This window comes from Microbacterium sp. NPDC059771, assembly GCF_042732495.1.
GTDB classification, from domain to species: domain Bacteria; phylum Actinomycetota; class Actinomycetes; order Actinomycetales; family Microbacteriaceae; genus Microbacterium; species Microbacterium sufflavum.
Genome location: NZ_JBHWHK010000002.1, coordinates 170,717 through 192,420, shown reverse-complemented (window position 1 = coordinate 192,420; position 21,704 = coordinate 170,717). Strand labels below are relative to the sequence as shown.

23 protein-coding genes are annotated in these 21,704 nt (G+C 72.1%); 11 read left to right on the top strand and 12 right to left on the bottom strand.

What is annotated here, in order from left to right:
• Positions 1–21 precede the first annotated feature (21 nt).
• From ACFV3I_RS14645 to ACFV3I_RS14630, 4 genes are all read right to left on the bottom strand, one after another.
• A complete protein-coding gene (locus ACFV3I_RS14645; protein WP_136034066.1) occupies positions 22–741 on the bottom strand; it encodes an ABC transporter ATP-binding protein in 720 nt (239 codons plus the stop codon).
• Positions 734–2,551, bottom strand: coding sequence for an ATP-binding cassette domain-containing protein (locus tag ACFV3I_RS14640; protein ID WP_136034064.1), 1,818 nt, complete (start codon positions 2,549–2,551; stop codon positions 734–736). Before ACFV3I_RS14640 ends, ACFV3I_RS14645 begins: the two co-directional genes overlap by 8 nt.
• Before the next feature lie 2 nt (positions 2,552–2,553).
• On the bottom strand, positions 2,554–3,411 hold the full coding sequence (locus ACFV3I_RS14635; RefSeq protein ID WP_136034062.1) for a branched-chain amino acid ABC transporter permease: 858 nt from the start codon (positions 3,409–3,411) through the stop codon (positions 2,554–2,556).
• 110 nt (positions 3,412–3,521) lie between these two features.
• Positions 3,522–4,748: an ABC transporter substrate-binding protein gene (locus tag ACFV3I_RS14630; protein WP_136034060.1), complete on the bottom strand. Its 1,227-nt coding sequence runs from the start codon at positions 4,746–4,748 to the stop codon at positions 3,522–3,524.
• Positions 4,749–4,880: 132 nt separating this feature from the next.
• Between ACFV3I_RS14630 and ACFV3I_RS14625 the strand changes: the two genes are divergently transcribed.
• Positions 4,881–5,660 carry an SDR family NAD(P)-dependent oxidoreductase gene (locus tag ACFV3I_RS14625; protein WP_136034058.1) on the top strand — a complete coding sequence of 260 codons (780 nt, stop codon included), beginning with the start codon at positions 4,881–4,883 and terminating at the stop codon, positions 5,658–5,660.
• A 30-nt stretch (positions 5,661–5,690) separates the two neighbouring features.
• Here the strand turns inward: ACFV3I_RS14625 and ACFV3I_RS14620 are convergent, their stop codons facing one another.
• Complete coding sequence (locus ACFV3I_RS14620) at positions 5,691–6,263, bottom strand: PadR family transcriptional regulator (protein WP_247637806.1); 573 nt, start codon at positions 6,261–6,263, stop codon at positions 5,691–5,693.
• 81 nt (positions 6,264–6,344) lie between these two features.
• Between ACFV3I_RS14620 and ACFV3I_RS14615 the strand changes: the two genes are divergently transcribed.
• The 5 genes from ACFV3I_RS14615 (at position 6,345) to ACFV3I_RS14595 (ending at position 10,555) form a co-directional block, all read left to right on the top strand.
• Positions 6,345–7,268 (top strand): alpha/beta hydrolase, encoded by a 924-nt coding sequence (locus ACFV3I_RS14615; RefSeq protein ID WP_247637807.1) that lies wholly within the window; start codon positions 6,345–6,347, stop codon positions 7,266–7,268.
• Positions 7,265–8,863 carry an NAD(P)/FAD-dependent oxidoreductase gene (locus ACFV3I_RS14610; RefSeq protein WP_206252598.1) on the top strand — a complete coding sequence of 533 codons (1,599 nt, stop codon included), beginning with the start codon at positions 7,265–7,267 and terminating at the stop codon, positions 8,861–8,863. The genes ACFV3I_RS14615 and ACFV3I_RS14610 overlap by 4 nt, the downstream gene beginning before the upstream one ends.
• 77 nt (positions 8,864–8,940) lie before the next feature.
• The gene (locus tag ACFV3I_RS14605; RefSeq protein ID WP_136034051.1) at positions 8,941–9,684 is read left to right on the top strand and encodes an SDR family NAD(P)-dependent oxidoreductase; all 744 of its coding nucleotides are present in this window, start codon (positions 8,941–8,943) and stop codon (positions 9,682–9,684) included.
• A complete protein-coding gene (locus ACFV3I_RS14600) occupies positions 9,681–10,124 on the top strand; it encodes a thioesterase family protein (RefSeq protein WP_168387243.1) in 444 nt (147 codons plus the stop codon). Before ACFV3I_RS14605 ends, ACFV3I_RS14600 begins: the two co-directional genes overlap by 4 nt.
• Complete coding sequence (locus ACFV3I_RS14595; RefSeq protein WP_136045339.1) at positions 10,121–10,555, top strand: nuclear transport factor 2 family protein; 435 nt, start codon at positions 10,121–10,123, stop codon at positions 10,553–10,555. Before ACFV3I_RS14600 ends, ACFV3I_RS14595 begins: the two co-directional genes overlap by 4 nt.
• Here ACFV3I_RS14595 and ACFV3I_RS14590 read toward each other — a convergent pair.
• Positions 10,542–11,576 (bottom strand): MBL fold metallo-hydrolase, encoded by a 1,035-nt coding sequence (locus tag ACFV3I_RS14590; protein WP_247982254.1) that lies wholly within the window; start codon positions 11,574–11,576, stop codon positions 10,542–10,544. The genes ACFV3I_RS14595 and ACFV3I_RS14590 overlap by 14 nt on opposite strands.
• 120 nt (positions 11,577–11,696) lie before the next feature.
• Between ACFV3I_RS14590 and ACFV3I_RS14585 the strand changes: the two genes are divergently transcribed.
• Together ACFV3I_RS14585 and ACFV3I_RS14580 are read left to right on the top strand one after the other, a co-directional pair.
• A complete protein-coding gene (locus ACFV3I_RS14585) occupies positions 11,697–13,061 on the top strand; it encodes an MFS transporter (protein ID WP_378823386.1) in 1,365 nt (454 codons plus the stop codon).
• On the top strand, positions 13,058–14,218 hold the full coding sequence (locus tag ACFV3I_RS14580) for an NADH:flavin oxidoreductase/NADH oxidase (protein WP_206252593.1): 1,161 nt from the start codon (positions 13,058–13,060) through the stop codon (positions 14,216–14,218). Before ACFV3I_RS14585 ends, ACFV3I_RS14580 begins: the two co-directional genes overlap by 4 nt.
• Positions 14,219–14,234: 16 nt before the next feature.
• Here ACFV3I_RS14580 and ACFV3I_RS14575 read toward each other — a convergent pair whose 3' ends face one another.
• Genes ACFV3I_RS14575 through ACFV3I_RS14555 form a run of 5 tightly spaced genes read right to left on the bottom strand, consistent with a single transcriptional unit; the run spans position 14,235 to position 19,114 of the window.
• Entirely contained in the window at positions 14,235–14,696 is a 462-nt protein-coding gene (locus ACFV3I_RS14575; RefSeq protein WP_136034428.1) for a nuclear transport factor 2 family protein, read from the bottom strand.
• Entirely contained in the window at positions 14,681–15,427 is a 747-nt protein-coding gene (locus ACFV3I_RS14570) for a hypothetical protein (protein WP_136034426.1), read from the bottom strand. The genes ACFV3I_RS14575 and ACFV3I_RS14570 overlap by 16 nt, the downstream gene beginning before the upstream one ends.
• 54 nt (positions 15,428–15,481) lie before the next feature.
• Positions 15,482–17,362 (bottom strand): cytochrome b/b6 domain-containing protein, encoded by a 1,881-nt coding sequence (locus ACFV3I_RS14565; protein ID WP_378823384.1) that lies wholly within the window; start codon positions 17,360–17,362, stop codon positions 15,482–15,484.
• 2 nt (positions 17,363–17,364) lie between these two features.
• Positions 17,365–18,336: an electron transfer flavoprotein subunit alpha/FixB family protein gene (locus ACFV3I_RS14560; RefSeq protein ID WP_378823382.1), complete on the bottom strand. Its 972-nt coding sequence runs from the start codon at positions 18,334–18,336 to the stop codon at positions 17,365–17,367.
• Between the two features lies 1 nt (position 18,337).
• On the bottom strand, positions 18,338–19,114 hold the full coding sequence (locus ACFV3I_RS14555; RefSeq protein WP_378823380.1) for an electron transfer flavoprotein subunit beta/FixA family protein: 777 nt from the start codon (positions 19,112–19,114) through the stop codon (positions 18,338–18,340).
• Positions 19,115–19,287: 173 nt separating this feature from the next.
• Here ACFV3I_RS14555 and ACFV3I_RS14550 point away from each other — a divergent pair, with 173 nt between their 5' ends.
• The 3 genes from ACFV3I_RS14550 to ACFV3I_RS14540 are packed head-to-tail and all read left to right on the top strand — an operon-like array spanning position 19,288 to position 20,735.
• Positions 19,288–19,824 (top strand): MarR family winged helix-turn-helix transcriptional regulator, encoded by a 537-nt coding sequence (locus ACFV3I_RS14550; RefSeq protein WP_136029549.1) that lies wholly within the window; start codon positions 19,288–19,290, stop codon positions 19,822–19,824.
• Entirely contained in the window at positions 19,824–20,282 is a 459-nt protein-coding gene (locus tag ACFV3I_RS14545) for an SRPBCC family protein (RefSeq protein WP_378823378.1), read from the top strand. Before ACFV3I_RS14550 ends, ACFV3I_RS14545 begins: the two co-directional genes overlap by 1 nt.
• A 9-nt stretch (positions 20,283–20,291) precedes the next feature.
• Complete coding sequence (locus ACFV3I_RS14540; protein ID WP_136029545.1) at positions 20,292–20,735, top strand: YdeI/OmpD-associated family protein; 444 nt, start codon at positions 20,292–20,294, stop codon at positions 20,733–20,735.
• A 94-nt stretch (positions 20,736–20,829) separates the two neighbouring features.
• On the opposite strand, the gene ACFV3I_RS14535 is transcribed toward ACFV3I_RS14540, so the two are convergent.
• Positions 20,830–21,606, bottom strand: coding sequence for an enoyl-CoA hydratase-related protein (locus ACFV3I_RS14535; RefSeq protein WP_378823376.1), 777 nt, complete (start codon positions 21,604–21,606; stop codon positions 20,830–20,832).
• Positions 21,607–21,704: the final 98 nt, after the last annotated feature.

The window sequence follows — 21,704 nt, the reverse complement described above, 5'->3', positions numbered from 1 at the left end:
CACCCCCGGGACCGCCTGCCGTCACGCGACCGCGCCGAAGTACGCCCGCTGCAGATCCTCCAGGGACACGTCGGCCGCGGCGCCCGCGAGCGTCGTGCGGCCCATCTCGATCACGGCCACCTCGTCGGCGATCGCGACGGACTCCTGCACCGCCTGTTCGACGAGGAGGATGCCGATGCCGGTCGCCTTCAGCTCGTGCACCCGCTCCATGACCTCCTTCACGATCACGGGGGCCAGGCCCTGGCTCGGCTCATCGAGGATCAGCAGTTTCGGCTTCGCCATGAGCGCCTGCCCGATCGCGAGCATCTGCTGCTGTCCGCCCGACATGCTCGCAGCCGGGAGGGCCCGCTTGCTGCCGAGGATCGGGAACAGCTGGTAGATCTCGTCGACCGAGGAGGCGAGGCCGCGCTTGCCGAGGCGTCGCGAGAAGCCGCCGAGGATCAGGTTCTGCTCGATCGTCAGCTCACGGAAGACCTTCTTGCCCTCCTGCACGTAGGAGATCCCGCGCGCGACCCGCTTGTGCGGCGCGTCGGCGAGGGGCGCCCCCAGGTAGGAGACGGACCCGCCCGTGACCCGGTTCAATCCGGTGATGGCACGCAGCGTGGTGGTCTTGCCGGCGCCGTTGCGACCGAGCAGCACCGTGATCTCTCCCGACCGCACCGTGAGCGACACGTCGCGCACCACGGTCAGGTCGCCGTAGCCGGTCTGCAGCGCCGACACCTCCAGCAGCACGTCACTCATGGTCGCCGCCTCCCGCCGCGTTGGTCTCCGCCGTGACGCCGAGGTACTCCTCCATCACGCGCGGGTTGCTCTCGATCTGCTCCGGGGTGCCGTGCGCCATGACCGCGCCCTGGGCGAGCACGTAGATGTCGTCGGCGAGACGCAGCACCAGCTGGAAGTTGTGCTCCACGAGGATCACGGTCATCCCGGCGTCGCGCAGCCGGCGCACCAGGCTCTCCAGCACCTCCAGCTCGTCCTCGTCGAGGCCGGAGGCGACCTCGTCGAGCAGCACGACCTGGGGCGAGGCCGCGAGGCTGCGGGCGACCTCCAGCAGGCGGCGGTTGCCGAGCGGGAGGGAGTCGGCCGGCTCGTCGCGCTGCGCGCTCAGCCCGACCAGTGCCAGGGCACGTTCGGCCGCCGCGCGGTTCTCCCGACGCGCCCGCCAGAACGACGGCAGGCGCAGCACCGACGCGAACACGCTGGCGCGCTCGGTCGCGTAGCACCCGGCCTGCACGGCTTCGAACACGGTGAGCTTCTCGGGGATGTTGGGGGTCTGGAACGTGCGCGACACTCCGGCCCGCGCGACCCGATACGACGAGAGCCCCTGGATGGGCCGCCCGTCGAGCTCGATCGTGCCGGCGTCGGTGCGGTAGAACCCCGAGATCATGTTCAGCAGCGTGGTCTTGCCCGAGCCGTTGGGCCCGATGATCGCGGTGACCGCGCCCGGCGCCGCCTCGATCGAGACCTTCGAGAGCGCCTGGTTGCCACCGAACGCCTTCGAGACACCGTCGGTGCGCAGCAGGGCGCCGTCGAGCCTCTCGACGTCGGCCGGGGCTGCGGGCACGGGCTCGATGCCGACCCTGCGCTTCGCAGCGATGTCGGCCTTGCGCACGAGGCTGCGCACGAGCCCGGAGAGACCGCCGGTGAATGCGACCCCTCCGATGAGCAGGAACGCACCGGAGATGATGAGGCCGAACTTGCTGAAGTTCGTCGACTGGTTCATGCCGAACTGCAGCACGGCCGCGCCGATGAGCGCCCCGTAGATGCTTGCGGATCCGCCGAAGATCGACGCCGCGAGCACCGTCATCGCGAAGGAGAACGCGAACGCCTCCGGCGAGATGAACAGGTCGAGGTTGGCGAACAGCACGCCCGCGATGCCGGCCGGCACCGCGCCGATCGCGTACGCGGTGAGCTTGGCGCGGAAGACCGAGATGCCCATGGACGACGCCAGCACGGGGCTCTGCTTGAGCACGCGCAGGGCGGTGCCGTGGTCGGACACGACGAGGTTGCGGATGAGGGCGAACACGACGATCGCGATCGCGACGATCAGCACGTAGTACGTCCGCCCGTCGATCATCTGCCCGAAGGAGGTCGCGGGCATGATGCCGGCCAGGCCGTTGCGACCGCCGGTCTCCTCCTTGAAGATCGACAGCACGTCGGGGACGATCAGGATCAGGAAGAACGAGGTCATCGCGAGCGACCAGCTGCCGAGCCGGAGCCCGGGGATGCCGGAGATCAGGCCGACGATCAGGGCGGCCCCTCCGCCGATCAGCAGTTGCAGCCAGATGTCGGTCACGCCGGCCTTGTTGGCGAGACCCGCCGCGTAGGCACCGGCGGCGTACATGGCGACCTGACCCATCGCGAGCTCGCCGGCGTAGCCGAGCGAGAGGTTCAGGCCGAGCACGATGAGGGCGAGGATGAGCGTGAGCTCGATCTGCCGGGTCGCGCCGTAGTTGAGCCCCAGGAAGGGCAGCACGAGCAGCACCGCGCCGATGGCGAGCGGCCAGAGCCACCCGGGGACGGCACGCAGTTTCAGCCAGAGAGCGGCCATGGTCACACCGTCCGTTCCACGCGACGGGTGAAGAGCCCCGTCGGTTTGACCATCAGGATCACGATCAGGATGAAGAACACCGTCAGCCCCGCGTAGTCCGCGCCGATGTAGCGCGTGGCGAGGGCCTCGGCGAGTCCGACGATCAGCCCCCCGACCAGCACGCCGCCCAGCGACCCGAAGCCGCCGATGGCGAGCACCACGAAGCCCTTGAGCGCGAGCGAGGCGCCGAGGGTCGCGACCGCGTAGGTCTTGGGCCCGACGAAGACGCCGAGGAACCCGGCGAGCACCCCCGTGAAGATGAAGGCCAGCAGGGCGAAGCGCCGCACGTTCACGCCGCGCAGCTGGGCCGCCTCCCGGTTCTCGCTCATGCCGAGCAGGGCGATGCCGGTCATGCTCCGCTTCGCGAACTGGGTGAGCACCACCACGAGCACGATCACGAGCACGATCAGGGCGATCTCGACGGGGTACACGCGGCCGCCGAGGAACTCGAGCACCTGGTCGCCCATGAAGAAGGGGACACGCTTGGGCTCACCGCCCCAGATCACCTGTGCGACGCCTTCCATGATGATCGACGCGCCGAGCGTGGTGACGAGCAGGTTGTGCGGGTCTTTCACCGGTCGGATGGCGACGCGCTCCTCCAGCGCGGCGATCCCGCCGACGATCACGGCCGCGCCGATCGCGACGAGCCACCAGGGCAGACCCCAGACGACGATGCCGACGTACGCGAGGAACGCACCGAGCATCATGAGCGCCGCCTGGGCGAAGTTGAAGGTCTTCTGGGAGAGGAAGACGATGTTGTAGCCGATCGCCACCAGTGCGTAGATCGCACCGAGCGCGAGGCCGGACCAGATGATGGTCATTGCGGTCGGGTCCTTCCATCATTGTGGCTTCGAGGCGGCGGGCTCCGTGTGCCGACGGCTCGGATCCGCGGGGGATCCGAGCCGCCGGCCGTGGTCGCTCGCCGGCCGGGTCAGGGCTGGAACTGACCGTTGACGAGCTCGCCCGGCGGGATGAACGCGAACTGGTCCGGGCTCACGTGCGGGCTGTGCGCGTCCTTCTCGAACGCGTAGTTGGCGAGGATCGCCGTCTCGGCCGCCTTCTGCACCTCGGGGTCGATGAGCGCCTCGACCAGGGCGTCGGGGTCGTCGATGCCACCGGCCTTCTCCGCGGCGGCCTTGAACAGCAGCGCCGAGTCGTAGTTGTACGCGAGGATCAGCGACGACTTGATGTCGCCCGCGGCGAGCATGCGCTCCACGGCGTCGTTGACCTTGGTGTCGTCGGGGTTGTACTGGGTGCTGGAGTACACCTGCATGGTGAGGTTCTTCACCTGATCGGTGCCGAGCACGCCGTCGGGGGCGGGCGTGGCGATCAGACCGGTCGCGGCGACGGAGGAGTTGCCCATCACCGGCACGTCCCAGCCGAGCTTCTCGAGGCTCTGCAGCACGTAGCCGAGCGGGGCGCCGTAGGCGTCGAGAACGAGCACGTCGGGGTCGCCCTGCTGGAGCGCCGACAGCTGCGGGGTCATGTCGAGCGCGGCGTTGTCGAAGCCCTCGTTGCCGGTGACGGTGAAGCCCGCGTCGGCGAAGGTGGTCTCACCGAGCTGTCCGAACAGCTCGCCGTAGGCGCTGGAGCCGTGCAGGATGGCCACGTCCTCGTAGCCGCGATCCTCCATCTCGGCGACGAACGAGCCGAGGTAGTCGGGCACGGACGCGCTCAGGTCGAAGCTGTAGGGGTTGACCGAGGGGTCGCCGGAGCCGGTGGTCGGGCCGATGTTGAACGACACGATCTGGTTCTGCGTGAGGATCGGCAGCATCGCCTCGGTGATGGTGGAAGGGCCGGAGTTCATCACGAGGGCGGGCTTGCCCTCGGTGGCGATGTACTCGCGCAGCTTGGTGACGGCGACGGTCGGGTCGGCGTTGTCCTCCAGATGCGTGATCTCGACCTCGCGGTCGAGGATGCCGCCCATGTCGTTGACGGCGTCGACGGAGGCGAGGGCTGCCGTGACGGCGGTGGTGGCGTTGTCCGCCAGGATGCCCTCCGCGCCCATGCCGCCCAGCACCACGATCTTGATCGGGTCGCCCCCGGCGTCCCCGCCGCCGCTGTTGTCGGCGTCCGCATCGCCGCCGGAGCAGCCGGCGAGCGCCATGGACGACACCACGATCCCTGCGGCGACTGCCGCGAGCCTCTTGAATCGCATTTCCGAACCTCTCTCATCGTTGAGTTAGAGCGACCAAACGCTTGCTTAGTAAATCACACTCGGATCACCCGGACAATGCCCAACCGGTCAATTGCTTGGTTGATGACGGAACTGCTGTTAGATTCGCCGCTCATGGACACTCAGCAGAGCATCGACGCCCGCCAGCCCTCCCCCCTCGACGGCGTCGCCGTGGTGACGGGAGGCACCGGAGGGATCGGCTCGGCGATCGCGCGCAGCCTGGCCGCGGCGGGCATGCGCGTGGTCGTCACCCACCGCTCCGTGCCCGCCCCCGAGGTGCGCACGGCCCTGGGTGCCGACATCGAGCTGCACCGCCTGGACGTGCGCGACGAGGAGGCCGCCCGCGCCCTCGCGGACGACCTCGTGGCGCGCCACGGTGCGATCCACACGGTGGTGCACGCCGCCGGTCCCCACGTGCCGATGGTGCACCTGTCGAAGGTCCCCGTAGCGCAGTTCGCCCGCCAGGTGGACGACGACCTCGTGGGCTTCTTCACGATCGCTTCGGCATTCCTGCCCGCCCTGCGCCAGGCGTCCGGCTCGCTCACGGTCGTGACCAGCGCCGGCACCCGCCGATACCCCGTCCGCGACGGGCTCTCGGTGGCCCCGAAGGGCGGGGTGGAAGCACTGGCGCGCGGGCTCGCCGCGGAGGAGGGCCGCTTCGGCGTGCGCGTGAACGCCGTGGGCCCCGGGATGCTGTGGGACGGCATGTCGGCCCGCCTCATGGCCTCGGGCGACCTCGACCAGCGGGCGCTCGACGTGGCCATGGCCAACATCCCGATGCGCCGCTTCGGCACCGCGGACGACATCGCCGCGGCGGTCTCTTTCCTCGCGTCGCCCGCGGCCGGGTTCATCACGGGGCAGAAGCTCGACGTCGACGGGGGCTTCGGGCTCTGAGCCCCGGGGACGGTCACGCGCGGCCCGGCGTCATCGCATGCCCTGCAGGCGCTCGAGCAGCCAGTCGATGCGGGCGGCCTCGTCGCGGTTGAACCGCTCCGCCCACTCCAGGGCGACCCCGGAGAACCGCCACGCCTCTTCGCGCTCGGCTCCCCTGGCGTGCGCCCCCGCGTCCTCAGCGGTCCGCAGTGCCTCGTCGCGGTAGGCGGTGAGCGCGGCGCGCAGGCGGTCGAGATCGCCGTTGTGCGCGGCCCACAGGCGCAGGATCTGCGGGTGCTTGAGCACCACCGGCTCGGGCGGCACGTCGTCGGTCCAGCGCCGCATGTGGTCGCGTCCGAGCGGGGTGATCGCGTACAGGCGCCGGCTCTTCGCGGCGTGCGTCTGCTCCACCCGGGAGACCGCGAGGCCGAGGTCCTCCAGCCGGCGCAGCTCGGTGTAGATCTGGCTCTGCGACGGAGCCCAGTAGAAGAACGCGAGGCTCTGGTCGGCCCACTGCTTGACGTCGTAGCCCGACAGCTCGGTGTCGAACGACAGGATGCCCAGGACGGCCCAGCTCGTGGCGGGCAGCTCCGGCAGCTCCGGGGTGTTCTCGTGATCGGTCACTTGACCTCCTCGTCGTTGAGTGAGATATTCCTGATCGTACTATGACTAACAGTCATACCGACGCCGATCGAAGGAGATCAGGTGGACGAGACGACCCGGATGCTGGACCTGCTCAACGCGACGTTCCCGCCGATCTGGACGATGGACCCGCTGGCGGGACGCGCCGCCGTGGATGCGCGCATCCGCCCCGCCGCGAACCTCGACGACGCCGACGCGGAGGACGCGGTGGTCGCGCGCGGCACGCACCCGATCCCGATCCGCGTGTACCGCCCCGCGACGATCCGCGATGGCGCGCCCACCACCGTGTACGCGCACGGCGGCGGCTTTCTGCACGGCTCGATCGCCGGACACGACGGCTTCTGCCGGCGCTGGGCGCGGGAGACGGAGTCGATCGTCGTGTCGGTCGACTACCGGCTCGCGCCGGAGGCAGGACCCGGCGCCGCCCGGGACGACCTCGTGGCCGCCGCGGACTGGGCGGTGGCGGCGGGCCTCGCGCCGCACGGGCTGCTCCCCGCAGGGGACAGCTCGGGGGGCAACATCGCCGCCGGCGCCGCGATCGCCCTCCGCGACCGCGGCCACAGCCCCGTCGTCGGCCAGGTGCTGCTGTACCCGTTCCTGGACCCGGCCATGGCCACGGAGAGCCATCGCACGCGAGCCGCGGGGTACTTCGTGACCGCCGAGCTGCTCGCCCACTACTGGCGCACCTTCCTCGGTGACACCGCCGACCGGGTCCACCCCGACGTCACGCCGCTCGCGGTCGACGACCTGGGCGATCTGCCGCCCGCCGTCGTCGTGACCGCCGGGCTCGACCCGCTGTGCGACGAGGGGGCGCTGTACGCCCGGCGTCTCCGCGCCGCCGGGGTGCCCGTGGTCGAGCGACACCATCCCGACCAGTTCCACGGATTCCTCACGATCCCCGGCTACGGCCCCGCCGCGTCCGCCGCGGCCCTCCTCTGGAGCGACGTGCGCGCGCTCACCCCCACCCCTGCGAAGGAGCAGACATGACCACCCAGCACGACCTCCTCGTCGTCGGCGCCGGCCTCGCCGGGCTGTACACCACGATCCACGCCGAACGGGCCGGGCTCGACGTGCTCGGGCTGGAGGCCGGCGACGACGTGGGAGGCACCTGGTACTGGAACCGCTACCCCGGTGCGCGGTGCGACGTGGAGAGCATCGACTACTCGTTCTCGTTCGACGACGAGCTGCAGCGCGAATGGCGATGGACCGAGCGCTATGCGACACAGCCCGAGATCCTGCGCTACCTGAACCACGTGGCCGACCGCTTCGACGTGCGCCGCCACTACCGGTTCGGGCAGCGCCTGTCCGCCGCGACCTGGGACGAGGGGCTGCAGCACTGGGAGGTGCGCACGGAGACCGGGCTGACGGCGACCGCGCGGTGGCTGGTGATGGCGACGGGCGGGCTCTCGAAGCCGCAGCTGCCCGATCTCCCCGGGCGCGACACCTTCGCCGGCACCGTGCTGCAGACCTCCGCCTGGCCCGAGGGCCCGGTCGACCTGCGGGGGCGGCGCGTGGCCGTGATCGGCACGGGGTCGTCCGGTGTGCAGGCCATCCCGCTGCTCGCGGAGCAGGCGTCCGAGCTCACGGTGTATCAGCGCAGCGCCAACTACAGCGTGCCCGCGTTCAACCGTCCGATCGACGACGAGGAGTGGGCACAGCAGCAGCGGGCCCTACCGCGACGGCGCGAGCTGTCGTGGAACGGTGCCGCGGGCTCGCCGTGGACGAGTCATCCCGTGCCCTTCGCGGAGACCGGCGAGGAGGAGCGGCGGGCGGTGTTCGAGGAGAGCTGGACCCGCGGCGGCGTGCTGTTCGCGAAGGCGTTTCAGGGCCTCACGGTCGACCCGGTGATCAACGACGCCGCGCGGTTGTTCTTCGAGGAGAAGCTCGCCGAGCGGGTGCATGATCCCGAGGTGCGCGCGACGCTGACCCCGCGCGATCACCCCGTGGGCACCAAGCGCATCTGCACGGACTCGGGCTACTACGAGACGTTCAACGCCCCGCACGTGACGCTCGTGGATCTGCGCACGGAGCCTCTCGCCGAGGTCACCCCCACCGGCATCCGCACGGCCGCCCGGCACCGCGAGCACGACGTGATCGTGTACGCCACGGGCTTCGACGCCATGACCGGGGCCCTGACGGCGATCGACATCCGGGGCCGCGAGGGCCGCTCGCTGCGCGAGGACTGGAGCGGCTTCCCCTCCACCTACCTCGGTATCGGACTGCCCGGGTACCCGAACCTGCTGGTGCTGAACGGCCCGGGCAGCCCCAGCGTGCTGTCGAACATGGCGCTGACGTCGGAGCAGCAGGGCGACCTGGCGCTGCGGATGATCGCGCACTGCCGTGACCGCGGGTTCACGTCGATCGAGGCGCGCGCGGATGCGGCGGAGGCGTGGACGGCGCACTCCCTCGAGCTCGCCGACCGCACGCTGTTCGGCTCCGCACCCTCGTGGTACACCGGCGCCAACATCGCGGGGAAGGCTCGCGGCTTCCTGCCGTACATCGGCGGCTTCAAGGCCTACATCGACCGGTGCGAGGAGGTCGCCGCCGCCGGGTTCCGCGGCTTCGTGCTGTCGTCGCGCTGATCGCGGAGTCGGGCTGGCCTTCGGACGACCTCGCCGCTAGAGTCAAACAAGCAAATGCTTGGGCAAAGGAGCGCGGGATGAGTGCCATCGACCTCGGATTCACCACGGGAGACGCGGTGCTCATCACCGGCGCGGGCAGCGGCATCGGCCGGGCGACCGCCGTGCGCGCGGCCGAGCTCGGGCTGGCCCTGAGCCTGTGGGATCTGAACCCCGAGGGACTCGAGGAGACCGCGACGCAGGTGCGCGCGGTCGCCCCCGCGGTGCACACCTGGGTGGCCGACGTGTCGGACGATGCCGCCGTGTCCGCGGGCTTCGCCGACGCCGCCGCCACCCTCGGCCCGGTGCGCTACCTGCACAACAACGCCGGCCCCGCGTCTGCTTCCACACTCCCCTTCGACCGTGCCCTGGAGATCTGCGTGGGCAGCGTGCGCCGTGTGACCGACGCCTGGGCGGCGGCCGGTCCCGGCACCGGCGCCGCGATGGTCGCCACCACCTCGGTCGCCGGCAACCTCGTGGGCACCGACAGCGCGTGGTACTCCGCCGCGAAGGCCGCCATCATGGGCTACGTCCGCCACCTCGCCGCCCACCGCGCCCACGAGTTCCGCTCCAACGGCGTCGCGCCCGGGATGACCGACACCCCGCGGCTCGCCGGGTTCGCGAGCAGCGAGACCGGACAGCGTGTCCTCACGCGCATTCCGCTGAAGCGCATGGCCACGCCCGACGACATCGCCTGGGCCACACTGTTCCTGCTCTCGCCGCTCGCGGGCTACGTCAACGGCGTCTTCCTCCCGGTCGACGGGGGCTGGACGGTCACCCAGTGAGCGCGGAGCCCGAGCGCCCGGTGCTGCACTCCCACACGACCCGCCTCAGCTACGCCGACACCGACCCCGCGGGGATCCTCTACTACGCCGCCTGGTTCCCGAAGATGGAGGCGCTGCAGTCGGAGTTCCTCTATCTGCAGGGGCTACGGCAGGACACGCTGGTCGAGCGCTTCGGGTGGTGGACGGTGTCACGCGCCACGACGTGCGAGTACCTGGCCGCAGCCCGCCTGTTCGACGAGGTGCGCATCGACCTGCGTCTGGGACGCATCGGCGCCTCGTCGTTCCGCTTCGCGTTCCGCATGACCCGACTCGACGACGACGTGCCGGTCGCGCGCGCCGAGAACACGGTCGTGACGGTCTCCCCCGCGCAGGAGCCCGTGCGCATCCCCGCCGACCTGCGCGCGCACCTGGAGCGCTGGGCGGGAGGGGGTGCCGCATGAACGTCGACCTGCGCACGATCGGCGACCGTCAGGAGATCGCGATGCTGCTCGCCCGCATCGCCCACCTGGCCGACGCGGGAGACCCCGCGGAGTACGTGCGGTGCTTCACCCCGGACGCGGTCTGGGACCTCACCGACGCGACCGACCTGCCGATGGACGTGCAGACGATCTCCGGGAGGGCGGCGCTGCTCGCGGGCGTGCACGAGCGCCGTGCGGCCGGCATCCAGGGCCCGGGCACCCACACGCGGCACGACGTGTCGAGCATCGCGGTCGAGGTGGACGGCGACCGGGCGCGGTCGCGCGCCTACTTCCGCTACTACCGCGGCACCGACGGGGCGCCGGTGCTCGCGGCGATGGGGGTGTACGCCGACGAGTTCGTGCGCGACGGCGACCGCTGGCTGCTGCGGCGACGCGTGATCAGCCGGGGCTGAGCCACGCGCGGGCCCGGCCGCTGCGTACGAGCTCGCGGTGCATCTCGGTCTGCCGCAGCGCGGAGTGCAGCCAGAATCCGTCGAGCCCCTGCCATCCCGCGGTCCACGTGAGGCGCTGCGCGTACTCCCACACCGGGCTGTCGCCGAGCTCGTCGACCAGCGCTGCCACCTCGGCCGTGCGACGCAGATGGTGGGCCGCGATCCGAGCCCGCCGTTCCCTCAGCCCGGTGAACCGGAACTCGTGGCCGGGCAGCACCGTGAAGGCGTCGAACGGCGCCAGGCGGTCGAGCGAGTCGAGCAGGTCGCCCAGGGGCTCATCGCCCGGCAGCACGCCGATGCCGACACCCGAGTAGATGCGCGGCAGCACGTGATCGCCCGTGAACAGCAGTCGCGCCTCTCGGTCGGCGAGGCAGACGTGACCGCCCGTGTGCCCCGGGGTCGCGACGACCTCGAGGCGCCGCCCGCCGAGGTCGAGCACGTCGCCGTGGGCGAGCAGCACGTCGGGCTCCACGTCGCCGGTGAGGGACGGACGCGTGAACGACGCCAGGAGCTCGGCGTGGCGATCGCGGGGGACGCCCCAGCGCTCGACCGTATGGCGGTAGGCCGCGGGGTCGGTGGCTGCGGGATCGACCACGACACCCAGCACCCGACGCTCGGCGGACGACATCGCGATGCGGGCTCCCGTGCGGTCGCGGAGCCGTGCGGCAAGCCCGAGGTGGTCGGGGTGGTGGTGGGTCACGACGACCGTCGCGAGCTCGGACAGCGCGCGGCCGGCGGCGGCGAGCGCTTCCTCGATGCGGGACAGGTTGCCCGGGGTGTCCCACCCCGGATCGATCAGGTGCACGCCGTCGCCGCCGAGCACGGCGTAGGCGAGCGTGCCGGGCAGCGTACCCTCGGGGATCTCGACCGGGATGCACCACAGGCCGGGGGCGATCTCGGCGGGCGGGCGCAGTTCGCCGCGATCCCACGCCGTCCGCTCCGCCTCGTCGACGGGGACCACGTCGTCCGCTACCGCGTTCATGACACCACCCTAGCAATCGCTTGTTCATTTCACGAGATCCGGCTAGCCTGACGCCTGGGACGCGGTCCCGCGAGCGGGACGGTGACAGTGGAGTCGGGACGAGAGCGCCACGAGCGCGCAGTGGTCGCACTGCTCGCCGCATGCGGCATGCTGACCTCCCTGCAGTTCACGCTCATCGTGCCCATCCTGCCGCTCATGCCCGCCCTGCTCGGCACCACGGCCGCCGATGCGTCCTGGCTCATCACGGTCACCCTGCTCACCGGGGTGGTCGGCACACCGGTGGTGACGCGGCTCGCCGACCTGCACGGCCGCCGGCGGATGCTGCTCGTGGCCATGGCGCTGCTCGTCGCCGGATCGGTCATCGCGGCCGTCGTGCCCGGATTCCTCGCGGTGCTCATCGGCCGGGCGCTCCAGGGATTCGGCACCGCCGTGGTGCCGATCGGCATCGCCCTCCTGAGCGCCCTCGTCTCCCGCCGCCGCGCCGTGCTCGGCATCGCCCTCATGAGCGGCACGCTCGGCATGGGCTCCGCGCTGGGCCTCGTGCTCGCCGGGCCGCTGCTCGCGTGGGGCGGACTGCCGGCCGTGTTCTGGTGCTCCGCCATCGTGGGCGCTGTGTTCTGCGTGCTCATCCGGCTGCGCATCGATGAAGCCCCCACGCGGCCCGTGCGGGGATTCGACGGCATCGGGGCCGTGCTGCTCGCGCTCGGGCTCACGGCTCTGCTGCTCGCCATCTCGCGGGGTCAGTACTGGGGATGGGCCAGCATGCCGACGCTCGGACTCGCGGCACTCGCGGCCGCGGCACTGCTCGCCTGGCTGCTGTGGGAGCGACGGCACCCGGCACCGCTGATCGACGTGCGCACGAGCCTGCGCGCACCGATCCTGCCGATCAACGTGGCCTCGTTCTTCGCGACGGCCGGCATGTACGCCAACCACCTGCTCACCACCCAGGAGGCCCTGGCACCCGCCGCGACCGGCTACGGCCTGGCCACCACGACCGCCGCCGCCGGGCTCTTCCTGCTGCCGTCCGCCGTGACGATGATCACCCTCGCGCCCCTCGCCGCCCGTGTGATCAGCCGCTTCGGCGGGCAGCGCGCACTGCTGCTGGGGTCGTCGCTCATGGCCGCGGCGTTCCTGCTGCGGATGCTGTTCCACGGCGCGGCCCTGCCCGTCCTGCTCGGCTCGGCACTGGTCGGCGCGGGGGTGGCGTTCGCGTTCGCGGCGATGCCGTCGCTCATCACCGCCTCGGTCCCTCCAGACGAGGTCGCCACCGCGAACGGCGTGAACTCGGTCATCCGCACGCTGTCCGGCGCGGTCGTCGCCGCCCTCTTCGCGTTCGCGATCACCGCCCTGCCCTCGGCCGCCGATCCGTCCTTCCTGTCCGAGCAGGCGCTTCTGCTGTGCTTCGGCGCCGCAGCGCTGTGCGGTGCCGTGACCGCCGTGCTCGCCACCGTCCTCCGCCTCCCCCGTCTCCCGGAGTCGCCATGACCCTGTTCTCGCCACTGACCCTGCGCTCCGTGACGCTGCCCAACCGCATCGGGATCTCCCCCATGTGCATGTACGCGTCCCGCGAGGGCTTCGTGACCGACTTCCACGTCGCGCATCTCGGACGCTTCGCCCTGGGTGGTGCGGGGCTCGTGATCGCCGAGGCGACGGCCGTGCATCCGCGGGGCCGCATCTCGCCGTTCGACGCGGGACTGTGGAGCGACGAGCAGGTGCCGGGGTGGGGTCGGGTCGCCGAGGTCGTGGGTGCCGCGGGCGCCGTTCCCGGGGTGCAGCTGGGTCACGCGGGGCGGCGGGCAGCGGTGCGCGAGCCGTGGCGGGCCGGTGCACCCCTGGACGAGACCGACGCCGCGGTCGGCCACGGCCCCTGGCCCCTCGACGCCCCGAGCGCCCTGGCGGCAGGACCGGGCCACGCCGTGCCCGCGGCGGTCACCGCGGCCGACATCGCCCGCTCCGTGCAGGACTGGCACGACGCCGCGGTGCGGGCGGTCGCCGCGGGGTTCCGCTTCGTCGAGCTGCACGGCGCCCACGGCTACCTGCTGCACTCGTTCCTCTCCCCCGTGTCGAACCGTCGCACCGACGCGTACGGCGGCAGTCCGCAGAACCGGCTCCGCTACCCGCGCGAGGTGGTCACCGCCGTGCGGTCGGCGATCGGCGACGGCATCCCGCTGTCGTTCCGGCTGTCCGCGGTCGACGGCGCCGCGGACGGACTGGGCATCGACGACACGGTCGGCATCGCGCGCGCCCTCGCCGCGGAGGGCGTGGACCTCATCGACACCTCGTCCGGGGGCATCACCACCGACCGCTCGACGGACACCAGGGTCCGTCGCGGCTTCGCCTTCCACGCCGACTTCTCCCGCCGCATCCGCGACGAGGCCGGGGTGCCGACCGCGACGGTGGGCCTGATCGTGGACCCCGTGCAGGCCGATCGACTGCTCGACCACGGCGACGCCGATCTCGTGCTGCTCGGCCGGGAGGCGCTCGACGACCCCAACTGGCCGCATCACGCGCGCGCGGCGCTCGGCGACGACAGCCACGAGGGATGGGACGTGCGGTTCGGCAGCGCCCTCGGTCCGCGCGCGCGGACGCTCGCCCGGCTCGCCGCCGCGGGTGAGACCCCGCTCTCGCGCTTCGAGGGCTGAGCCGGAGCCCGAGCACTCAGGGAGCGAGCAGCTCTCTGGCGACCGCATCCCCGTCGAGCAGGTGATTGCGGCGCTCCCGCACGCGCCATCCGTTCGTCGTGCGCACCAGTTCCCACCGGTTGGCGCTGACCCGCTCCGCTTCCCAGTGGTCGCCGTCGCGCAGCAGCACCACGGAGTGCGTCACGGCCACCGCTGTGTCCCCGTCGATCTCGATCCGAGGGGCGGAGAGTACGTGCGCGCAGCCGCGGCGCAGATACTCGCGGTGCGACGGCAGGTCGACCAGGGTCCGGATACCGTCCGCGTCCAGAACCGTGTCGTCAAAGCGGTAGGTGCCATCCGCCGCCCAGAGCGCCGAGACCTCGGCGGCGTCCGCGCTGTCCACGGCGGGCCCGTACCGCGCGATCAGCTCGGCGATCTCCGCGCGGTCCTCGAGCGCCCGCAGCCGCCGTTCGAGATCGGCGCTCACCAGTCCTGCCACGGGATGATCGTGTGCACCGGGGTCGACAGAACGACCTCGCCCGCCCCGGGGAACCGCTCTTCCACGGCGCGCAGAGCCGGGGTCACGAGGTCGGGATCGTCCTCCAGATAGAGCAGGCGGAGGCGCAGGGACCCCGGCTCATCGGCCGGGCTCTCGTCGAACGGCAGGGAGGAGTGCCGCTGCGGGTGGCTGTACGAGAAGGTCCAGGCGCCGGCGACGCCGTCCACGTCGAGCAGGGCCGGGATGAGTTCGCGGTCCTCTCGCCGATGCGCCTCGTGGGCCTTGTGGCCATGCGGCTCGGCGAAGCGGGTGGCGGTGAGGTGCAGTCCGCGGTTCGGGCGGTAGGGCAGCACGTCGGGCGACACCAGAGCGCGCGGGGCGGCATAGCCCTTCACCGGACGGAAGAACGCGAGCAGGGGGCGCTGGATGCCCGGGAGCAGCGGCCCGCGACCCCACTGGAACGAGGCCTCCCCGAGCGCATCCCACGCGGCGACGGACTCGTCGACCGGGTCGCGGAACCAGTACATGGCGACGAAGTCCACAGCGCCGGCGAGTGACCCTGTGGCCAGACCATCACCCGTCGGTCGCACTTCCCACCGGTCTCCCCCTGCGACGCCGGGCAGGGCGAGGTTCTCGGGCCGGTGGTCGAGCTGATGCCAGCGGTTGTACTCGGCGTGCTGTGAGCGGTCGTCGAGACGGACGAAGGAGAAGAAGGCGAGAGGCAGCGACACGCCCCAGTCAAGCGTTTGCTTGGTGGCCTGTCAACACCCGCTCGCCTCGGGCGATCAGCGACCGGAGACCTTCCCGAAGAGCTTCGCGATCGGGGCGAGCACGAGCGGACGCGCCGCCGCCCACGCGCCCGCGATCACGACGAGCGAGAGCACGAACACCCAGAACCCGGTCCAGGTCGCCGCATCCTGCGCCGCGAACATGTGGTTGAGGTTGCGCTGGAACCCGGTGAGCATCACGAGTGCCACGTGCACGACGATGAACGCCACGAAGTACAGCATGATCGGGAAGTGCAGCGCGCGCGCCCACTCCACCGGGTACGCCTTCGACAGCCGCTCCGCCCTCTTCGGCCACAGCCCCGACATGCGGAAGCCGGTGGCGGCGGCGAGCGGCGCCGCCACGAACACGGTCACGAAGTAGGCGAGCTGCTGCAGGCTGTTGTAGTTGTTCCAGCCGTTCTCGTGCGGCCAGTCGAGCGAGACGTACTGCAGGGCCGCCGACAGCGCGTTCGGGAAGACCTCCCAGCTCGTCGGCACGATGCGCACCCAGTGCCCGGTGACGAAGAGCAGCACCACGAAGGCCACGCCGTTCACGAGCCACAGGATGTCGAGCGCCTGGTGGAACCAGAGGTTCAGGCTGATCTTTCCCTTGGGGTTGTTCCGCGGCGTCCAGAACACGGTCGGCCGCTTCTCGGTGCGCACCTGCAGCCCCGAGCGGATGATCAGCACGATCAGGAACATGTTGAAGAAGTGCGCCCAGTTGACCCACGGCGCGAAGCCCGGCTCGACCGGGATCGCCGGCTCGTACTCGCCGGGGAACGCAGCCAGGAAGTCCTGCATGAACGGGACGCTCAGCAGCGCCCGCACCAGCGCGACGGCCGCGCCGGCCAGCACGCCCAGGGCCGCGGCACCGAAGAGCCCCGCGATCGCCTGCGTCCAGGTCGGGCGGCGGCGACCCGTGTCCGGAGCGGTCGTGAGGTGACGCGGCGCACGGCCGTTCCACACCGTCCGCGTCCACGGCAGCGGCGTCGCGAGGTCGGCGGCCGGCACGATCTCCGTCGTGCTCGGCGTCGCGGCAGCGGGTGCGGGAGCGGCAGCGGCAGGAGCAGCGGCGGCGGGAGCGGCAGCAGCGGCGGAAGCGGCGGCAGCGGCGGGAGCGGCAGCAGCGGCGGGAGCGGCAGCAGCGGCGGGAGCGGCAGCTGTCCCGGTGGCCGACGGCACGGTCCCGGCGGACGACGGCACGGTCCCGGCGGGCGGCCACGGCTCGCCACCGGCGACGCGCGGCAGACCCCGGCGCACCGTCGCGGCGCCGGGTGTGGTCGCGGGGGCGGACGGCGCGCCGTCCGCGATCGAGGCTCCGGGCGCATCAGTCGCGGCACCCTCGGCGGGCAAGGCGACCGCGGGTGCCGCGGCACCGGGCGCAGCGGCACCGGGCGCAGCCGCCACCGAAGCAGCCTCCACCGAAGCAGCGGCACCGGGCGCAGCCGTCACCGAAGCGGCCTCGGGAACGGGGGCGGGCTCGGCGCCGGTCGCAGATCCGAGCCCGGCGGAGGCCGACGCGGGCGGCCAGGGCTCTCCGCCCGGAACGCGCGGCAGGCCTCGACGAAGACGCGACGGCCCGGATGCGGCCGTCGCGGGAGCCGGCGCGGCGACAGAGGAGGCCGCGGAGCTCGTGCTCGGCTCGGCCGGCGGGGTCGTCTCGGCGCTGGTCTCGATCACGGGCGATGCGGCCGCGACGCCGACACCGCTCGCGCCTTCCTCCGCGGCCGCGGAACCGACAGCGGCCCCGGACTGCGCCTGCGAGCCGGAGAGGGCCACCGACGCCTCATCCGCACCGACGGAGGCCGCATCCGCGACCTCCACGGACACGTCGGCCGGCGGCCACGGCTCGCCACCGGGCACACGCGGCAGACCGCGTCGCAGCATCCGCGTGGCCATGACTACTTCTTCCGCGCCTCGAGCGCGGCGATCACCTGCGGCACGATCGTGAACACGTCGCCGACGATGCCGAAGTCCGCGACGTCGAAGATCGGCGCCTCCGGGTCTTTGTTGATCGCGACGATGTTCTTCGACGTCTGCATGCCCGCCCGGTGCTGGATCGCGCCGGAGATGCCGAGTGCGACGTACAGCTGCGGCGACACCGAGACACCCGTCTGCCCGACCTGGTGCGACTGGGGGATGTAGCCCGCGTCGACGGCCGCGCGCGAGGCGCCGACCGCCGCACCGAGGGCGTCGGCGAGCTCCTCGACGAGCACGAACTTCTCCTTCGACGCCAGGCCGCGCCCGCCGGAGACGACACGGGTCGCCCCCCGCAGCTCGGGCCGGGTCGACGTGGCCTCGACGGCTTCGACCGGACCGGCGGTCGCCGCGACCGCACCCGACGGGGCGACCGTCAGCTGCTCGACCTGCGGGGAGGCGACGGCCTCGGCCCGCGCGTCGACCGCGCCCTGCCGCACCGTGACCACGAGCGTGCCGTAGGTCGCGGCCGCATCGACGAGGTAGGCCCCGCCGTACACCGAGTGGTGGGCCACGACGCCCTCCTCGTCGCGGGAGAGCCCCACGGCGTCGACGGCGAGCGCACCGGGGAGGCGCACCGCGAGGCGACCGGCGACGTCGCGTCCGGAGATCGAGTTCGACACGAGCACCGCATCGGGCTTCACCTGTGCGACCGCAGCCTGCAGGGCGTCGACGAGCGGCACGGTGAGCGCGGTCGCATCGCCCTCGGCGGTCAGCACGACGGCGGCACCGGCGGCCGCGGCCTGATCCACGGCCTCCTTCCCGCCGCCCACGACGAGGGCCACGGGGGTGCCGATGCCGGCCGCAGCCCCCAACAGAGCGGCGGTGCTGCTGGCGGCGTTGCCCGACGGGTCGAGGTCGACCAGGACGAGGATCGGGTTCTCGGGGTACGCCATGTCACACCAGCCTGTTCTGCACGAGGAAGTCGACGAGCTTGTCGGCGGCATCGCCCTCGTCGGTGATCTTGACGCCCGCGGCGCGCGGGGGCTTCTCCGCGACCGCGGTCATGATGGTGCGGGGCGCGGCGGCGGGATCGGCCGACACGTCGAGGTCGGCGAGGGTCAGCACCTCCAGCGGCTTCTTCTTCGCCGCCATGATGCCCTTGAAGTTCGGGAACCGGGCGTCGGGAAGCGCCTCGGTGATCGAGATTACGGCGGGCAGCGGTGCCGTGACCTGCTGTCCGCCGAAGTCCGCACCCCGGGTGCCCGAGACGCCGTCCGCCGTGATCTCCACGGACGTGAGTGCGGTGGCCTGCGCCCAGCCCAGGTGCTCGGCGAGCATGGCGGGGATCACGCCGCCGGAGCCGTCGGTCGAGAGGTTGCCGGTGATGACGAGGTCGGGGGCGCCACGACGGATGGCCGCGGCGAGGACCTCCGCGGTGAGCCCCAGGTCGGCACCGGCGAGCTGCTCGTCCGCGATGTGGATGGCCGAACCGGCACCGATCGCGAGCGCGCGGCGCACGGACGCGGTTGACCCCTCGGGTGCCATGGTGAGGGCGACGACCTCGGTGCCCTCGTTCTTGTCGGCGTAGCTCAGGGCCACTTCGAGGGCCCGCTCCGTGATCTCGTCGAGCACGACGTCTCCGGCCGCACGATCCGCGAGCCCGGTCTCGAGATCCAGCTTGCGATCGCCATAGGTGTCCGGCACCTCTTTGACCAGGACGAAGATCTTCATCGAATGCTCCTCACGACACGGCGAGTCTATCGGCATGGCGGTCTATGTAGCCAAAAACCGAGGAAACCCCCGGCTGCGGCCCGCGAATCCGCGGTGAATGTATACATAACCGACAGCCACGCCCTGCGCGACCGCGTCCGAGGCAACCCGCGACGCGCCGGTACCGTAGAGACGTGGTCCGCCCTCGCCCTCTCCCCGTCGATCCGCTCGCCGAAGCCAAGCGGCAGTGGGTCGCGCACGGCTGGACCGATGCGGCCGACGGCATGACGGTCGTCACCTCGGTCATGCGCGCGCAGCAGCTGCTGCTCGCCCGGGTCGACGCGGCCCTCAAGCCCTTCGCGCTGAGCTTCGCGCGGTACGAGGTGCTGCGGCTGCTCGCGTTCAGCCGCACCGGGCGGCTTCCGCTGTCGAGCGTCGTCGCGCGCCTCCAGGTGCATGCGACCACGGTCACCAGCACCGCCGAGCGCCTGGTCCGCGACGGCCTCGTCGTGCGTGAGCCGCACCCGCACGACGGCCGGGCCGCGATGCTCGCACTGACCGCGGAGGGACGCGACCTGGTCGAGCGTGCCACCGCCGCGCTCAACGCCGACGTGTTCGCCGACCCCGGCCTGAGCCACGACGACGCCGCCGAACTGGTCGCGATCGTCGCCCGCATGCGCCGCGACGCCGGGGACTTCATCGACCCCCGCCCCCTCCCCGAGCCCCTCTGATGCCCCGGTTCGTGATCGAGACGGTCGTCGCCGCGCCCCCGCAGGAGGTGTTCGACGCCGCGCTCGACCCGGCCCTGCACCTCGCGTCGATGGCCCGCTACGGCGAGACGATGATCGAAGAACCCGCGGGCGGCCGCTTCTCCGAGGGGTCGACGGTGACCTGGCGAGCGCGGCACTTCGGGATCCCCTTCCAGCTGCGCTCCGTGGTCTTCGACATCGAGGCGCCGTCCCGGTTCACCGACCGCCAGCTCCGCGGGCCGTTCGGCGACCTCCGGCACGAGCACGTCTTCGAACCGCATCCGCGCGGCACCCTCATGCGCGACACCATCGCGTTCCACTCGCCCCTCGGGCCGCTCGGCCGCCTCGTCGACGCCCTGGTGCTCGGCCGCTACATGGAACGGCTCATCCGCGAGCGCAACGACGCCCTGGTCGCTGCGATCGAGGGGCGGCGGGCGTAACCTCTGGGCATGAGCGAACTGCGCCTGCACACCGTCCTCACCGGTCGCGGTCCCGCCGCGGCGATCCAGCTCACCGACGAGCAGGTCGCCTCGTTCGGGGCCGGCAAGAGCTTCCCCGTCGCCGTCACCATCGGCGGCCGCACCGCGCGACTGCGGCTGGCCCGCATGGGCGGCGAGAACCTCATCGGCTTCAGCAAGGCGGTTCGCGCCGACCTCGGGGTGGAGATCGACCAGGAGGTCGACGCCGTGATCCGCCTCGACACCGCCGAGCGCACCGTCGACGTGCCGCCCGCGCTGGCCGAGGCGCTCGACGCCGACCCCGCCCTGCGGGCGGCCTTCGACGCCCTCTCCCCCAGCGCCCGCAAGGAGCACGCGCGCGCGGTCGCCGAGGCCAAGCAGCCGGCGACGCGCGACCGCCGGATCGCGAAGATTCTCGACGGTCTCCGCGGCTGACCGTTCACAGCCCCTCGGGACCCCGGGCGAACCGGCGCCACACCGCGCGGCGCGCGCAGCCAGTCCCGCGTCTCTGAGGAGCCGTGAACCGGGGTCAGCGGTTCTGGAAGTCGGGCTGGCGCTTCTCGCGGAACGCGGCCATGCCCTCCTTCTGGTCGGCCGTGTCGAACAGCGCCGCGAACGCCTCCTTCTCGTGAGCGAGGCCCTCCGCGAGCGTGGTCTCCATGGCCGCGTCGAGGGCGGCCTTGGCGGCGTACACCGACGGCAGCGACTTCGCCGCGATGCCCTCCGCGAGCGCGGTCGCCTCGGCCAGCAGCTCCGCCGCGGGCACGACGCGCGACACCAGTCCCGCCCGCTCGGCCTCCTCCGCGCCGAGGAAGCGGCCGGACAGCACGAGCTCGGCCGCCTTGTAGTAGCCGACCGCGCGGATGAGCCGCTGCGTGCCGCCCATGCCCGGGATGACGCCGAGGTTGATCTCGGGCTGGCCGAACTGCGCGGTGTCGGCCGCGAGGATGATGTCGCACATCATCGCCAGCTCGCACCCCCCGCCGAGCGCGAAGCCCGACACCGCGGCGATGACCGGGGTGCGCACGGCGGCGAAGTCCCGCCACGCCCCGAAGTGATCCGTCTCGCGCATCTGCGCCGCCGACATCCCCTCCATCTCCTTGATATCCGCTCCGGCGGCGAACGCCTTCTCCGAACCCGTGACGACGATCGCGCCGATGCCGTCGTCGGCGTCGAAGGCGAGCGCGGCGGCCGTGACCTCCTCGGCGACGGTGCTGTTCAGCGCGTTGAGGGCCTGCGGGCGGTTCAGGGTGATCCATCCGACCCGTCCGCGCTGCTCCACCAGGATCGTCTCGTACTCGGTCATCTGTCTCCCTCTCCGTCGTGGTCCTGCTTCAGTATCGCCCGTCGCGTCGCTCGCCCGTCGCCGGCGCTCCCGCTCGGGAACCGGCCGTCCCGTCGCCG